General features: G+C 37.1%; 15 protein-coding genes. All 15 read right to left on the reverse strand.

Annotated features, from left to right (window positions below; all coding sequences use genetic code 11):
• The gene (locus tag ABD772_RS07155; protein ID WP_345102250.1) at positions 1–762 is read right to left on the reverse strand and encodes an AglZ/HisF2 family acetamidino modification protein; all 762 of its coding nucleotides are present in this window, start codon (positions 760–762) and stop codon (positions 1–3) included.
• Positions 763–1,386, reverse strand: a complete 624-nt coding sequence (gene hisH, locus ABD772_RS07160) for an imidazole glycerol phosphate synthase subunit HisH (protein WP_345102252.1) — start codon at positions 1,384–1,386, stop codon at positions 763–765.
• 20 nt (positions 1,387–1,406) lie between these two features.
• On the reverse strand, positions 1,407–2,474 hold the full coding sequence (wecB, locus tag ABD772_RS07165; RefSeq protein WP_345102254.1) for a non-hydrolyzing UDP-N-acetylglucosamine 2-epimerase: 1,068 nt from the start codon (positions 2,472–2,474) through the stop codon (positions 1,407–1,409).
• A gap of 33 nt (positions 2,475–2,507) precedes the next feature.
• Entirely contained in the window at positions 2,508–3,668 is a 1,161-nt protein-coding gene (locus ABD772_RS07170; protein WP_345102256.1) for a glycosyltransferase family protein, read from the reverse strand.
• On the reverse strand, positions 3,665–5,086 hold the full coding sequence (locus ABD772_RS07175) for a lipopolysaccharide biosynthesis protein (RefSeq protein WP_345102258.1): 1,422 nt from the start codon (positions 5,084–5,086) through the stop codon (positions 3,665–3,667). The genes ABD772_RS07170 and ABD772_RS07175 overlap by 4 nt, the downstream gene beginning before the upstream one ends.
• A gap of 6 nt (positions 5,087–5,092) precedes the next feature.
• Positions 5,093–6,163: a nucleotidyltransferase family protein gene (locus ABD772_RS07180; RefSeq protein WP_345102260.1), complete on the reverse strand. Its 1,071-nt coding sequence runs from the start codon at positions 6,161–6,163 to the stop codon at positions 5,093–5,095.
• A 15-nt stretch (positions 6,164–6,178) separates the two neighbouring features.
• Complete coding sequence (locus ABD772_RS07185; protein ID WP_345102262.1) at positions 6,179–6,817, reverse strand: formyltransferase family protein; 639 nt, start codon at positions 6,815–6,817, stop codon at positions 6,179–6,181.
• A complete protein-coding gene (locus tag ABD772_RS07190) occupies positions 6,808–7,941 on the reverse strand; it encodes a DegT/DnrJ/EryC1/StrS family aminotransferase (RefSeq protein ID WP_345102264.1) in 1,134 nt (377 codons plus the stop codon). Before ABD772_RS07190 ends, ABD772_RS07185 begins: the two co-directional genes overlap by 10 nt.
• A gap of 11 nt (positions 7,942–7,952) precedes the next feature.
• Positions 7,953–8,951, reverse strand: a complete 999-nt coding sequence (locus tag ABD772_RS07195) for an NAD-dependent 4,6-dehydratase LegB (protein WP_345102266.1) — start codon at positions 8,949–8,951, stop codon at positions 7,953–7,955.
• Complete coding sequence (locus ABD772_RS07200) at positions 8,935–9,963, reverse strand: Gfo/Idh/MocA family protein (RefSeq protein ID WP_345102268.1); 1,029 nt, start codon at positions 9,961–9,963, stop codon at positions 8,935–8,937. The genes ABD772_RS07195 and ABD772_RS07200 overlap by 17 nt, the downstream gene beginning before the upstream one ends.
• 1 nt (position 9,964) lies before the next feature.
• Positions 9,965–10,543, reverse strand: coding sequence for an acyltransferase (locus tag ABD772_RS07205; RefSeq protein ID WP_345102270.1), 579 nt, complete (start codon positions 10,541–10,543; stop codon positions 9,965–9,967).
• Positions 10,543–11,670 carry a DegT/DnrJ/EryC1/StrS family aminotransferase gene (locus ABD772_RS07210; RefSeq protein WP_345102272.1) on the reverse strand — a complete coding sequence of 376 codons (1,128 nt, stop codon included), beginning with the start codon at positions 11,668–11,670 and terminating at the stop codon, positions 10,543–10,545. Before ABD772_RS07210 ends, ABD772_RS07205 begins: the two co-directional genes overlap by 1 nt.
• Positions 11,670–12,953: a nucleotide sugar dehydrogenase gene (locus ABD772_RS07215; protein WP_345102274.1), complete on the reverse strand. Its 1,284-nt coding sequence runs from the start codon at positions 12,951–12,953 to the stop codon at positions 11,670–11,672. Before ABD772_RS07215 ends, ABD772_RS07210 begins: the two co-directional genes overlap by 1 nt.
• Positions 12,946–14,037 carry a Wzz/FepE/Etk N-terminal domain-containing protein gene (locus ABD772_RS07220; RefSeq protein ID WP_345102277.1) on the reverse strand — a complete coding sequence of 364 codons (1,092 nt, stop codon included), beginning with the start codon at positions 14,035–14,037 and terminating at the stop codon, positions 12,946–12,948. The genes ABD772_RS07215 and ABD772_RS07220 overlap by 8 nt, the downstream gene beginning before the upstream one ends.
• Positions 14,038–14,991: 954 nt before the next feature.
• Positions 14,992–16,230: a hypothetical protein gene (locus ABD772_RS07225; protein ID WP_345102279.1), complete on the reverse strand. Its 1,239-nt coding sequence runs from the start codon at positions 16,228–16,230 to the stop codon at positions 14,992–14,994.
• Between the last annotated feature and the right edge of the window lie 577 nt (positions 16,231–16,807).

Below are 16,807 nucleotides of genomic sequence, written 5' to 3' on the forward strand. Positions count from 1 at the left end.
TTAATATTTTAATAGTTTTTCTAACTCTTTGTATTCGGGATAAGTAATCAGCACAGCTCTGTGGGGCCCATGAAACACAAAGAACGCGCCTGCTGCTACCGCACTGGCACCAGAATCAATCGCATCTTTAATATCCTTTAAACTACCTATTCCGCCAAGTGCAATCAATGGAGCTGATATTTCGGCACTGGCCTGGGCAATCAGGCTTAAATCGGGGCCTTGCAATGTGCCATCACGGTCAACCGCGTTTAATAAAATTTCTCCGGCACCGGCATCTACTGCCTCTTTAATATATGTTAACCAATTTGTAGACAGTGTTTGCCCGGCACTTGCCTTATAGAGCTTTGGGCGCTGCAGCCAATCTTTTTTTACATCGACAGAAGCAACCACGCTCTGACTTCCAAACCTTTCTGCAAGGTCTTTAATCAGTTTTGTATTATCTAGTATTGCCGTTTGCAGGCACACTTTTTCCACACCTAGTTTAAATATTTTGGATGCCTGCTCAACTGTTTTGATACCGCCGCCATAGCATAGTGGCATAAAACACTCACCAGCAAACTGCTCTATCAATGCGTAGTTGGGCTCTTTCTGCGACCTGCTGGCATCGATATCAATCACCATCAGTTCATCAACCTGTTTGGTGTTGAAAATCCGGATAGCATTGATCGGATCGCCTACGTACTTGGGTTTGTCGAACTTTAAAGTTTTATAAAGTCCGCCGTTCTTTAAAAGTAACGAAGGAATTACTCTGTGTTTCAGCATTTAAACAGATAAAAAGTTTTTTAATAACGCCATCCCGAAACTATGGCTCTTTTCCGGATGAAATTGTACACCGTATATATTATTGCGCTGCACTGCTGCGGTAACATCATATCCGTGATGAGCAGTAGCTACCAGATCATTGATGTCACCACATATGGCGTGATAAGAATGTACGAAATAATATCTTAATTCCTCTTCATTCATTACGGGGATGATACTATCGGGCTGGTGCACATGAATCGCATTCCAACCCATGTGAGGTATCTTTATCGGATTTTCTTCAGTACTTACAAAACGTTTTAATCTTCCCGGTATCCATCCTAAACCAGGTAGAACTCCTTCTTCGCTGTCTTCAAAAAAGAATTGCATGCCGAGACAGATACCGAGTATGGGGACGTTTTGTTCGAGTACAAGCTTATTAAGTACATCTATCCATCCAAGATCTTTAAGTTCACGCATGCCCACATCAAACGCTCCTACGCCCGGCAAGATTATCTTTTTTGCAGAAGACAATTCGTCGGGTGTTGCAGCAATAATCACTTCACCGCCCAGGCGGTTAATCATGTTAACAACTGACAGGGTGTTACCGAGCGATAAGTTAGGTATATGAACTATAGTTTCCATTTCGCGTTATTAAGCCAATATCACTTCGTTTTAATTATCTCCACTATTTTTTTTCCTGCATTGCCATCACCGTAAAGATTCAATAAGGGGTCAATTTTTAGATTGGTCATTCCGGCAACAACGTCGGGTATATTTGTTTTACCTGGGGCGGCTAATTTATTTACGCCCGACTGAACCAATTCTATCCACTCGGTTTCATCGCGCAATGTTACACATGCTTTACCGTGAAAAAAAGCTTCTTTTTGTACGCCGCCGCTATCGGTTATCACCATTGCGCTATTTTGCAGCAGCCAATGCATTTCCAAAAATCCAACAGGTTCTATTACTATCACATTATCACTTAGTTGTACATTGCTCATTTTACTGATAATGCCAGACGTTCTTGGATGAATAGGTAATACTATCTGTATGGTTTCAGCAATAATGTTTAATGCATTTATAATTTCGCGCAACCTTTGCTGATCGTTGGTATTTTCTGCACGATGTATGGTACAAAGCATAAAGCTATCCTTATTATTATCCGGAAGCACCGGACGGCGAGTCTTTTTACCATAATATAACGTAGCATCAAACATTACGTCGCCAACCTGTCTGATCTTTTCGGCTGCAATTCCTTCATTGATTAAGTTCTTGACAGCAGTATTTGTAGGCGCAAATAACAGCGTGGATACATGGTCAGTTAGTACCCGGTTTATTTCTTCAGGCATTTTACGATTAAAAGACCGCAGGCCTGCCTCAATATGAGCTATTGGTATATGTAGTTTTGCCGCTGCTAAAGCGCCGGCCAGGGTAGAATCCGTATCGCCATAAACAAGCAAATAATCCGGCTTTTCGTCCAGTAGCACTTTCTCAATGCCCTCAATCATTCGGCCAGTGTTCTGCCCATGAGTGCCCCCGCCGATTTTTAAGTTATAATGAGGCTTTGGTATATCTAGTTCCTCAAAAAAAACATCTGACATATTAGTATCAAAATGCTGTCCTGTATGAATCAATATCTCTGAAATTCCATTCGTTTCCAACATAGCTCTCGATACTACCGCCGCTTTAACAAATTGCGGCCGTGCACCTACTACAGTACATATTTTCATTTTCTATTAATCTTATTTAAACTTTTGAAAAACCTAATGACCGGGATTAAGCATTGGCTTTTCATTGAAAACATTTATCCACTGATCTATTCTTGCTTCCCAGCTTGAGAGAAGGTAAATCGCTTCACTATTATGCTCAACCTGCTTTTGATATGATTGGAAATTCTGCAAAGTTACTAAAACTTTTTCTGCTAAAGTATTCTCGTTAAATGTCCAAAATTTTACTTTATTATCAGTGAAATACTCATAAGGGAGCCACTCGCCCGCTAACAGAATATTTTCTGAAAACATATGTTCTTGTATTGAAGCCGACGAAGCGTCAGAAATTTGCGCGTTGATAGCGATATCAGTACATATTCTTATCCTGGCCACGTCGTCGTCAGACATGAAATGGTTGAATACTTTATAATCTACCTCAAGCTGCTTTAGTTCTTCCTTGATCTCATTTAGGTAAACCTGATCACCTCCATATCCAAAAGGAATTAACAAAAAGAGTTGTTCTCTGAATGTTTTAGGAATATGAAGTAATGATTGCAGAATCAATAAATGTTGCTGAGCTTTAATACCGTTATATCCAATAGTCAGGATTAATTTATCGTCGGGCAAGCCAAGATGTGTTTTTAGTTGAGCCCTGGTGAACTCGGATTTAAGACTGCGAATTTTGTCCAGTTTACCAATGCCAAAGCCGACAAGCCTGAGCTTATCCCTGATTTTATGGTGATAAAATGAAGAAAAATCATCAGCCATCGTCGTATTACCGATAATTATACTATCGCATCTTTCATAAAATGAGCGGAAAGATTCTTTTTCCTTATCACTAATCCTGTAAAAATCAGATCCCCATACGCATAGGCTTACGCTATCAGCTGTTTTCTTAAAATTATTTATAAAATAGCGATAAAAGGGGAATGCATAATGAATAGAGATGTGATCATATCGGTGCTTAAATCTTAAAAAGTAATACTTGTAATAAAAAAACTTTAAAATTATTCCTACAATTCTCAGATTAAACAGGCGCCGAAAGGTCGCACTTTTTATATGATATTTTACTGTTCGGATGCTATTAAACGACATTGTGAACATATCGAACATGTCCAATAAATCGACATGGTGGCCTTTCTTAATTAATTCCTCTGAAAGCTCATCGGCAAAAGGCAACGCTCCTTTATAATAAGTTATAATTAAAATTTTCATGCCAGGCCTTTTTTTATATAGCTACTATACACTGAGCTTAATTCTCTGAAATATAACAGCACAATGGCCACCAAAGCAGTTAGGTTGATAAAAAAGACAGTGGTTTTATTACAAATTATGTTTACGAAGGCCACCGCAAATAATAAGACAATGGAGATTGTTGTCCTTTTCAATCTGAAATTTAACGGGAAGTAGTAGTTTGATATAAATGTACGAGTATAAAAAAATACAATGTATCCGATAGCAGTAGATATTGCAGCACCCTTAGCGCCGTATTTTGGAACCAGAATAACAACGCAAATAAAATTTACCAACGTAGACAATGCTGAAATGGCCAGGTGCCACTGCGTTTTTTTAACAAAATTAATACCTGAAACAGTTATTTCTGAAAGCGAATACATTACCGGCATAAATATTAAAAAAGGCACCACATTTATGGCCTCTGAATAGTTCTTGTTAAAAAGACAAATAATTAGATCTTTTGCTAACATGATTAACAGAGAGACAATAAAAAATAAAACACTTAGCTTAGAATAAACCGACTCAAAAAGTTTCCTGCTTTCAGCTGAATTATTTTCAAACGCTTCATATGCTATAGGTATCCAAAAATTTGAGAACGTCGTTTGCAGGATCATAAGAACTGCTACAATTTTTGATGCGGCGGTGTATATTCCTATTTCAGAAAAGTTAGAATAGTATTTAAGGGCCATCTTATCAATCCCTTCAAATATCCAGGCTATGACAAATACTGGCACAAAAGGCAATCCATATTTTAATGCTTTAATAATCGTTTGTTTATCGGCTTTAAACCATTGCAACCAGATTCTTCTTTTGGCATATATGCCCACTAACGATATAAAAAGAAGTGACAGTATGTTGCCATAAATAATGGCGAAAAATGACCTTTCGACAAAATGAGCAAATAAAACAATTACCGCAAAATTGGTGATTACCTGTATTATTTTAAGATTGGAAAAGAGAACCGCGTCCTGCATCATTCGGATTAGTAAGGTTGAAAACCTTTCAACCACCCCGATTAATAAGGTAAACGCCAATAATAAAGCAAAAGTAAAGTTGGGAGTATCAACAAGAGCGATACTAATAGGTCTCCAAAATAACAATAACCCTACCATTGCTAACAAAGCAAATACTACGGGAGCCGTAATTGTGCTTGCCAGTAAAGCGCCACTGTTGCTTTTGAATTTATCCTGGTAAAAGTACCTGACGAAACTTTGATCTACACCAAGTAGTATTATCTGAAGCAGAAGGTTAAATGCCAGTATAAACATCGACGCTTTTCCGAATTCTGCCGGCATGATAAGTGCTGTGATGACTGGGGTACTGAAAAAAGATATGACGGCTGAAACCAGACCACCGAAAGAGAATTTCAGGAAAAGATTCACAAACTTACTAGCCATTAATAATCATATTATAAAGCCGTTGTTCATCAAAACTTTTTTATATTCGGGCCAGTCACCAATATCATTCCAGGCCCCGTCACTAATAGGGAATACACCAACTTTGCCGTTACGAGCTGTAACATTTTGAATTAGTTCTGTAATATGAAAAAAGCTCTCTTCCGGAATTTCATTTAATAGATTGGCTTCGAGAATATACATGCCACTATTTATTTTGAAAGTGAGTTCAGGCTTTTCTTTCATATTTAACAATTGTCCGTTCTCTCCGGTTTCAATAATACCGTAGGCAATTGGAAAATGTTTAAGCACAGCCACTACAGTTATCTCGTTATTATTTTCCCGATGATATTCTAATATCTCAGAATAGTCCTGATCTATTAAAATGTCGCAATTACTTACTATAAATGTTGTTTTTATTGTATCCTTTAAAAGAGTTAAACTGCCAGCTGTCCCGAGCGGTATATCTTCCTCAAAAAAATCAACCTGGTAAGGCAATCCTAAATTATGTATGTATGATTTTATAAACTCTGCCTTATAATTAACCGAGATATAGAATTCATTACAGCCATGTTTACCAAACTGTTCAAAAATTTCTTCTATAATGGTTTTGGTACCTATAGGTATTAAGGGTTTAGGCAAAACATTTGTGATAGGTTTTAACCTAGTTCCTAATCCGCCGGCCATGATAACTACCGGAAGGTTGAATTGCTTTACTGGTAATAACGTTTCTGTTTCAAATAAATCCTTCCAGAAATACACGGCTTTAATTTCACCTTCTTCTGTAACTACAGGCATAAATTCAGCTCTGATTACCAGCATGCTGTTTTTAATTTGCTCAACTGTAGATTCAGGTGTAGCAGTTATATAGTCGCCCCGTAAAATTTCAATAATTGGTGTTTCAAGATTAATGCCTTTGATAATTGCTCTTTGTATATCGCCTATAGACAACAGCCCGGCATATCTATTATCGAATACTAATAGTAATTTCCTTCTGATAGTATCCATCCTTTTCAACGAAGCAAGAATGGTACTTTGAGGAGAAATTATTATTTCCTGAAAGTTGTCAGCTTTAAACATAGATAATAAGTGCTACTAAATAGCCGGATAGATCTTTAAAAAATATTTATGCCCGTTCATATAAAAATATACCGGAGAATTTTCATTATCAGCAATCCGAAACTGATTAAACAATTCTGCTATTGTTTTATTAGCATCGAGTTCATCATTTTTTTCTGTTCGCCTTTTGTAAAATGTTTCAATGCCATTTTGTTGAACAGGCAGTAGGGAAGTTCTTTGTTCGACGAATTGAAGGCACATCTCTATTATTTTTTGTGCTAATTTTTCTCTTAACTTACCGTGCAATTCACTACCGTCAAATACCACAGTATCTTTAAGATAATAAGGCCCCGCATCTACGTCTTTTACTACTTCAAATAATGTTAGCGGTATTTGATTTTTGCCCTCAAGTATTTGCCATTGTAATGGAGAAAAGCCTTTGCCCTGTGGCAGGTCTGATGCATGTACAACTATATTGTTATCACTCAAAGCCAATGTGGTTTCATTTACCAGTTTGGTACAGCTTAAAATAAAACACACATCGCTTTTTTGTATGTCTTTAGCATTATAAACATATTCGGCTACGTGGCCCGAAGCTTTTAAGCGCTCAAGCAACTCATTTCCGTATGGTACAAACCAACTTTTGGGATTGTCCGTTAAAATAGTTATGCGCATAACACCTGCTTTATGGATGCAACAATATAATCAATAGATTCTTCAGTCATCTTCGAATACATTGGCAGTGTAATTAAATTATCGGCAACATAATCAGTTAATGGCAGTTCAGTAAAGTTCTTTTCATAAATTGAAAATCTATGTGCCGGAGGATAGTGTATACTTGTTTGAATTCCCTTTTCTGCCAACGCTTCCCTGACCTTATTTCTTTTATCGCTCTCCGAGTCTTTTAAAACAATGGTCATAATATAATTGGAAGAAAATGCTGTATAATCTTTAAAAGGAATAACTATACTGCTGATATCACTCAGTTTGTTAATATAATTCTTCCTATGGATGGCCCGTTTAGCCAGATCTTCCTCAATTTTATCAAGTTGTACAATACCGATGGCCGCATGTATATCATCCATCCGATAGTTATAGCCCAATTCAATTACATCGTATTCTGTAGAGTGACCTTTGGCTCTCTCAAATGACATAGATGTCATTCCGTGCGAACGAAGCAATTTTGCCTTGGCATAGTACTCAGAACTATTGGTTATTAGCATGCCGCCTTCGCCTGTGCTAATGTTTTTGTTAGAAAAAAAGCTAAAGCAACCAACATCGCCTATTGTTCCTAATTTACGTCCTTTATACTCAGAAAGAGGCCCATGGCAGGCATCTTCAACTACCTTTAAGTTATACTTTTTAGCAATCGCCATTATTTGATCCATATCGCAGGCAAAACCGCCGTAATGCATTACTATGATAGCTTTGGTTTTCGCAGTAATTTTTGCTTCTATATCCTGGGGTGATATGGTAAGATCTGACATACTGGTTACGTCGGCAAAAACTGGAGTTGCTTCCATATACCTTATAGCATTAACTGTTGCAACAAAAGTCAAAGAAGGGCAAATTACCTCATCTCCGCTTTCAACACCCACCAGCTTTAAGGCCAGATGCAGGGCCACTGTACAATTAGCCAATGCTACCGCATACCCAGCGCCTAACATATTGGCAAATTTTACTTCAAATTCAGCAGTTTTAGGTCCGGTAGATATCCACTTTGAGCGTATAACATCTACAACAGCTCTTTCTTCATTTTCATCAAAATTCAGATCAAATAATGGGATCTTATAACTCATCACGATATATGCTAAATGTTATAAATATTGGCTTTATATTTACTTAAATTGGTCGTATCCTTAAACCATTCTATAGTTTCGGCTAAGCCAGCTGATAATGTATATGAAGGCCTCCAGGCTGTATTTTTTATAATTTTTTGATTTGAACCATATAACCTGAAGACCTCTGATTTTTGTGGCCTCAGGCGTTGATTGTCTGATACAATACGAGCTAATGGATTAATTTGGCTGATAAGTTCATTGGCTAAATCTCCAACGGATATTTCTGATTGAGTGGCTATATTACAATCCTGACCAATTAGGTGGTCGCTCTTAGCAATCTCTATAAAGCCCTTTACAGTATCTTTTACAAATAACAAATCGCGCGTTGGAGTGATGTCGCCTAAATGAATTTCCTGGCTGCCATTTAATAATTGTGTTATAATAGTGGGTATAACCGCTCTTGCCGATTGACGGGGGCCATAAGTATTAAATGGGCGCACTATGGTTAAAGGTAAATCAAAGCTTCTAAAAAACGAATCTGCAATACTATCAGCCCCTATCTTTGAGGCCGAATAGGGCGATTGCGATTGCCGTGGATGTTCTTCATCGATAGGTACGTACTTAGCAGTTCCATACACTTCTGAGGTTGAAGTGACAAGTACCCGCTCAATACTAAAATCTTTAGCTGATTGCACTATGTTGAGTGTGCCTTTAACATTGGTGTCAATATAAGAATCAGGAGAATGATAGCTAAAGGGTATAGCTATTAAAGCAGCAAGATGAAATACAATATCTACGTCCTTCATTGCTTTCCTTACGCCATTAGGATCGCGTATATCTCCTGCAAATATTTCTATCTGGTTTAGTTTGTCTTGAGGTAAAGTGTCCAACCAACCCCAACTATTAAAAGAATTATAATATACAAATGCTTTAACGTTGCAGCCTTCGTCCAGCAGGTGCTCTACTAAATGGCTGCCAATGAACCCATCGGCGCCTGTAACTAAAACTCTTTTATTTTTTAATCCCATTGCTTGCGTAAATTCTTTCAATTATATCAACTACTTTAAGCCCTTCAAGTGCGTTTGTTGTAATGGGCGCTTTGCCCCGTAATACGTCTACAATATTCTCAATTACGTAATGGTGGTTTGCAGCCGAGCCCTTATAAGCACCATAATCGTTGCCAGGATTAGTAGGTGCTAATTCCGGCATCACGTAGTCCTTTACCTGGCAAACTTCAACCTCGTTCATATACTGGCCACCAATTTTTACGCTACCATTCTCTGCTATGATGGTCATTGAGCTTTCGAGGTTCTGATTCCATATAGAGGTAGAATAGTTAAGGCAGCCCATACCGCCATTCACAAAATCAAAATTTACAAAACCACTGTCTTCGAAATCGGTGAGGTTGGCATGATTAAAATCATTGAATTTTGCCTGGATATTTACTATATCTCCAAAAAGCCAATACATAATATCAATAAAATGTGAAAACTGGGTGAACAGTGTTCCACCATCGAGATCTTTTTTACCGTGCCAGCTTTCAGGTTTATAATATCGGTTGTCGCGGTTCCAGTAACAGTTAAGCTGTATCATGAAAATTTTTCCCAGTTTTCCCGATTCAACCAAATCTTTAATCCAAATCGATGGTGGAGAATAACGGTTTTGCATTACTGCAAATAGGTGTTTGTGCACATGTAAGGCCTTAAATATCACTTTTTCAGCATCGTTTTTAGTCAATGCCATTGGTTTTTCAACTACAATATGTTTCTTTGCTTCAAGGCATTTCAAAGCCTGCTCTGCGTGAAACCCATTGGGTGAAGCAATATTCACTACATCAACTTCTATTCCTGAGTTTAAAAATTCATCGATATTTTTAAAAAACGGGACCTCGTATTTCTCCAGACCTAACTGAGACTTCTCTTTTACGTCAACCAGTGCAACAAGTTCGCAATCAATGTTACGGGTTATCATTTCTGCGTGACGTTTACCAATATGGCCACAGCCAATTACAGCGAATTTTATTTTCCTTTCAGTTACCATTTTATTTAATTCGGTTTACAGAATCATTTTCAAGGCTATACTCTTGCTGGCTTTCAGGGCAAACAGCTAAACCTTCGGCATTAAAGTTTAACCGATGTCCATATTCTCCAACCCAACCAATTTGCCTCGCTGGATTACCTACTACCAGGGCATACGGTGGAATTGTTTTAGTAACTACCGCACCTGCGCCTATAAAGGCATAGTTACCAATATCGTGTCCGCAAACAATAGTTGCATTGGCACCTATAGAAGCACCTTTACCTACATGTGTTTTCAGATATTGCCCTCTTCTGTTAATTGCACTCCTGGGATTAATAACGTTGGTAAATACCATCGACGGACCCAAGAAAACATCATCATCACAGGTTACTCCCTCATATACCGAAACATTGTTTTGAATCTTAACATTTTTGCCAAGTTCTACACCAGGAGAAATAACAACATTTTGTCCGATATTACATTTCTCCCCAATCTTACAATTCGCCATAACGTGAGAAAAGTGCCATATTTTAACACCTTCTCCTATTTCAGCCCCATCGTCTACAATGGCAGTTTCATGTACGAAATAACTTTTTTCCATTAGTTAAAAAAACTGATAATACTTTCTATAATGTGATCCTGCATCTCTGCTTTCATTTCAGTGTGTATAGGAAATGAAATAACTTCTTTACAAAGGCTCTCTGCTACTGGAAAATCACCCTCTTTGTAACCATAATTCTGGTATGCCTTCTGCAAATGCACAGGCACAGGATAATAAATCATAGTTGGAATACCTTTATCCTGCAAATAAGTTTTTAGACTGTCACGGTTATCATTTATTACACGGCAGGTATATTGATTGTAAACATGTGTTGAATAACTAGCCTTAACAGGTAAGATCAGTTCTTCAATTTCCGCTAAACCTTCATCATATTTTTGCGCTACCTCCTGGCGTGCGGCACTGTATTCATTCAGATATTTGATCTTTACATTTAATATCGCGGCTTGCACGGTATCTAATCTTGAGTTTACGCCAATACTTTCATGATGGTACTTTTTACGTTGGCCATGATTAGCTATCATATGTGCTTTTTCGCCCAATTCAATATCTTGTGTCAATAAGGCCCCCCCATCACCAAAGCATCCTAAATTTTTTGAAGGGAAAAAAGATGTAGTGCCTATATTACCAATAGTACCTGCAAATGCCTTTGCCCCATTTCTAAAAATGTATTCGGCTCCCATTGCTTGGGCGGTATCTTCTATTACGGCGAGTTTATACTTTTGCGCAATTGCTATAATTGCATCCATATTTGAGCATTGCCCAAATAAATGCACAGTAACAATACCTACTGTTTTATCAGTTATGGTTTTTTCTAACTGAGCGTGGTCTAACTCAAAAGTATCAGCTCTTACATCAATAAATAGGGGTATAAGACCTAATAATGCGATAACTTCAACCGTAGCGATATAGGTAAAAGCAGGGACTATCACTTCATCTCCTGGCTTAAAACCCAAAGCCATCATAGCAATTTGTAATGCATCTGTGCCATTAGCACAAGTAACTGCAGATTGAACTTTATTAAATTGTTTTAAATTTTCTGCAAACTGCTTTACTTCAGGACCATTAATAAAGGCGGCACCTTCTACTGCTTTAAGTAATGCACTATCTATTTCATTTTTTATTTTTTGATATTGCCCCTTAAGGTCAACCATTTGTATATTGTTCATTATAAACGAGCGTCAACTAAAGTACGGTCAAGACAAGATTTAGTATCAAATATTACAGCATTGTGCCCATTCTTAAGTCCCTTCAAATTTAAGGACAAAAACTCCTGATGAGCTACGGCTAATACAATAGCATCATAATGCTGATCGATGTTATTAACCATTTCAATATCATATTCGTTTAACACTTCTTCATGGCCTGCATGCGGATCATACACATCTACAGTAAGTCCAAATTGCTTCAACTCATTATAGATATCTACAACTCTCGAATTCCTGATATCCGGGCAGTCCTCTTTAAATGTAACCCCTAAGATCAATGCCTTACAGCCTTGAATTTTATGTCCTTTATGGATCATTAACTTGATTACTTTATTAGCGACAAACATGCCCATATTGTCATTAACTCTTCGGCCTGAAAGTATGACTTGAGGATGATAACCCAAAGATTCGGCTTTGTGAGCCAGGTAATAAGGGTCGACACCGATACAATGTCCCCCAACTAATCCTGGTTTGTATTTCAAAAAGTTCCATTTGGTACCTGCTGCTTCAATTACGTCGGTGGTATCTATTCCAACACGGTCAAAAATTAAAGCCAGTTCATTAACAAATGAAATATTAATATCTCGCTGTGCGTTTTCAATAGCTTTGGAGGCCTCGGCAACTTTTAAATTTGGGGCCTTATGAGTGCCGGCGGTAATAACACTTGCATAAAGTTGATCAACCACCTCAGCAATTTCGGGGGTAGAACCTGAGGTTACTTTTTTGATTTTGGTTAAAGTGTTAACCTTATCACCGGGGTTTATACGTTCTGGAGAATACCCACAGTAAAAGTCATGATTGAATTTTAAACCGGATATTTTTTCTAAAACTGGTACGCATTCTTCTTCTGTACATCCCGGATATACTGTTGATTCATAAATGACAATATCCCTGTTTTTCAGTACCTTACCTACAGTTTCGGAAGCTGCTTTCAGGGGTTTTAAATCCGGAGCCTTAAACTGATCTATAGGCGTTGGTACGGTTATTATATAAACATTGCTTTGGCTAATGTCATTTATTTTTGAAGAAAAACTCAAGCCTTCGTTGCCTCCTGAATTTAAAGAGATTACATTATTTAATTCATCTAAATCCGCTTCTTTTGTTCTGTCAAAACCTGAAGATAATTCGGCAATCCTCTCTTCATCGATATCAAATCCGGTAACTTTATACTTTTTAGCGAATTCTATAGCCAAAGGGAGTCCTACGTACCCTAAGCCTACTATGGTGATGTTAAGATTATTCATTTAATTTTTTTTTAAATATGAACGTGAAAGCAAGAAAAAATATGGCGATTCCTGCTCCTGCCACAAATCCGAATACAATACCCCTAAGTTTTGAAAGCTTATCTTTAAGTAGTGGATATACAGGTTTATCAATGATTTGTATCAAAGGCGTCTCTTGCCTCAAATTCATTTTCGATAACTCTAAATTTTTAACTAATTCGCTCAATATTGCCTTGTTGGCCTCTATATTGAGTTGATAATGTTGTGCCGGAGCACGTAAAATTTGCCTTACCGGATTTAAGTTGGGTGTTGCATCATTAATGTTTGCTACATTATTTATAGCTCCGTTCAAAATGTTTCTGACGGAATCTGTTTGATGTTGCAAAATAGCAACGGATTGTAAAGATTTTTTTGTTTTGGTTTGAACATAGAAGTCATTAACATTTTTTACTAGCTGGTCGTTAAAGTCTTTTGAAAATAACTCGTCGGGAGATTTAACGTCAACTTTAATTATACTTAGTTTTTTATCGAGTTTGTTTGCGGTTAAATAATTTTTATCAATATCATTAACGATAACAGAAACCAAGCTATCTCGTAAGCGCAAAAGATGCGGGTCAGCTACATCAGCATTAATAACATTTTTTAAATCGATTTTTTTTAGTTCTGGATTTTCAACCCACTTTTTTCTCCAGTCGTTGAAACTTAAATATCTATCTATTAATAACTGGGTCGAATCTTCAAGGAGATGACTATACAAAGTCTTTTCCAACATCTTCCTTGATTTGTATAATTCAATGATATTATCTTCCTGAAAAAGTCCTCCACTGCTTCCTCCAACATCAATACCTGCCATTGAAGCCAATCCAGCATATTGTCCTAACCCAGCTCTGCTACCGTCAACAGCTTCTAGTACAAAGGTTGTAGTAGCAGTATAAGTCGGGCGTTTAAAACGCGCATAAGCAAATCCTACTACTGCCCCTAAGATGCCGATCATTAAAAATGATCGCCACTTAAAAAAAATATATTTACCTATTTCCCAGATTTGATGGATAAGCTCTTTCAATGTCATCTCATCTGAATCTTTTAGATATCCTTTTCGATTCATTCTGTTCTTTGTAAAGTCATAAGGCCGTTACAGCATCCGATTACACTTGCATGTTTATGATTGTACTAACCTAATAAATAAAATTTATGAAAATATATAAGGAAGGCAATTAGCAATTATGCCCGGTGAGACAAACATTGTTCCCACATTTATAGTTATTCCATCATTACCTTACGTATTTTCTCCACCTTAATATACACTTAGCAAACAACTTATTTACTAATTATTGTATAGTTCCACTATCTATTATTAATAGGTCTAGAAGTGTCGCGAAAATAAAAAAAAGTTTCATCATTCAATAAATATTTGAGGTAAATGGTGATAATAAAACTCAGTACACTTTCTTCTTTTAATTTTATGAATGTTTTTAAAGAAATAAGATGGACCACATCGTATAGATATCGAATCGCTTTTGTTTTATTGAAGGCCTAAATAGTTAACTTTTAGCAAGCCGATAAAAACAAAAAAAGTAGACGATCAAATTGGCGTTGTTTCACATTTCAAAAAACAACAAAAATACGTGGAAGTTACGGATGTTGTAATATATTTTTGAAAGATCCGGCCGTCTCTGTTGTTAATGTCCTGGCGCTAGTTTGCCCCGACTATCGCTTATAATATTGAGGAGAACTAACTAGATTCCCAAAACGGAATGCCGTAGTATCGGGATATGAGCCATCCCATGTCGTGTAAACGGCATTAGAAGAATTATTACGAAAGGTAATTTAAAAGTGGGACGTTCATTTCTTTCGGAGGGGCGGCTGAAAATACAAAAGTTAAATTTATTTGCTCGATAAATATCCTGTAAAACACCAATGATAAACTGCCCAAGTACAACATTTGAATAGTATCCAAATTACCAAAAGATAATATTTCATCTAATAAATTTGCGTTGCATCTATAATTAATATTTGGAACCGGATTCTTATCGTAATTCCAATTCACATAAGGTAAGGTCTAATTTTTAGGTAAAGACTTTGCAATATTTTTCAATTGTTCTTTAAGCTCATTAATTTGTTTTTGTTGCGCTTTTATGTTTTGCTGTTGATTTGAGAGCTGTTTATCTTTCTCTATAAGATACAAGGTGAGTTCTTCTACTTTTTGCAATAGTTTGGTATTCATTTCGCCTACACTCAAACCATTCTTCTCCATCTCTTTAGCAGATGGTATTTGTGGCAGGTGATGATTCTCATCGATGTAAGTCTTGACCTCTGATAGCGTAGTTAGTTTGTATTTTTTTTCAAATACAAAGTCTGCGCCTGTTGAATTTACGACGACCTCATTAACTCTGGCACTGCCATTGACATCAAGTTTATATGCAGGGTTAGCCTGCGTAGTTTGCCCGATCAAAACGTTGCCACCTGTCGGTTGTATTGTCAGGTTATTACTTGCACCTACCTGAATTGCGGACACGCCATTAGATTGTCCCAAAAGCAGAGAACTGCTTGTGCCTGAGTTGGCTTGCGGATCAATTAATTCAATCCATTGCGTATCCGTTGAGATGCCACTACCCGCGATATGAAGTTTCATCGCAGGAGTTGGAGTGCCGATACCTACATTGCCCGAACTTGAGTTAATTATGGTATTGTTACCCAGGTTATTAATTTGCAATGGCTTGCTTGACCAACTTTGAAGATAAACATAGGAAGCATCATAACCAACAGTAGCTTGCTCGGAACTACCGTTGTATACTCTTAGCCCGTAAGTTGAGCCGACACCAGGGGTAATGTTACCACTTTGTACTATTGATATATTATTTCCAAAATAACTTTTGCCGTTAACTGCAAATAAGTTTCCACTTGTTGGGTCGGTTGTGTAGCCTATACCCAAAAATCCTCCCTGTGTTATAGATAATACATTTTTATTAGTACCTGTATTATAACTGTCTAATGACAATGTATGGGAAGTACTTTGCCGCCAACCAAAATAATTTCCAGGTGACATCAGAAAGTAATTCGCATAAATCTCAGATAAAAAAGAAAGTGCGACTGCGTTCGATTCTGTAGTTCTTGGCAAAAGCACCCCATTAATTTTTAAATTCCCATTGACTTCTAATTTCTCTGATGGGGCTGCCGTTCCAATGCCGACGTTATCAGTTATCGTTGTGGGATAAATCGTACCTGTGCCGCTTGACCATTGTGCATACGAACAAAAGCTCGACAGAACTATCGCAAAGGATAGAATAATTTTTTTCATGATGATAAGATTTAGATTTCGGTCTCTAAGGTATAAGTTCTTTAGTAAATTAACAGATGTAATCGAAAAATTCGAAATCCGATTAATTGTGGACTCACTATATCATCTACGTTAGTCGGTGGACTGATTTAACTTTTCTACTAAGCGCATATCATCATACTAAACTGGTATTTGAAGCAGAAGCTGTAATTCGTAGTACAATGGGTATATAATTTGGTGTATTTCAATAAAGGATAATCGGCCGTTAGTTTTATTTGCGATTTCTGATTTAATTTATCTAGACGCACACGATCTTTTCGGTAAGCAGTCCAACAATTTCATTATTCTTGTTTTCAATACCCATTAATCATCTTGTAAGATTATTAATAAATTAAGATTCTCTGAATTCTATTGTGTAGTAGGGAGAATGACATAGAATTAATACGAAATTTAATATTCCGCACAATAAAAAGCAGAAAAGCCCCTCTAATTGCTTAGAGAGGCTTTTTCAGTGATCCCGCTGGGGTCCTTTTGGACCCCGACAGACTCATTTTAATATGCCATTAGGTGCTTTAAACGCACTTTTTATCATTTTTTC

It is taken from the genome of Mucilaginibacter panaciglaebae, assembly GCF_039539265.1.
Lineage (GTDB): Bacteria > Bacteroidota > Bacteroidia > Sphingobacteriales > Sphingobacteriaceae > Mucilaginibacter > Mucilaginibacter panaciglaebae.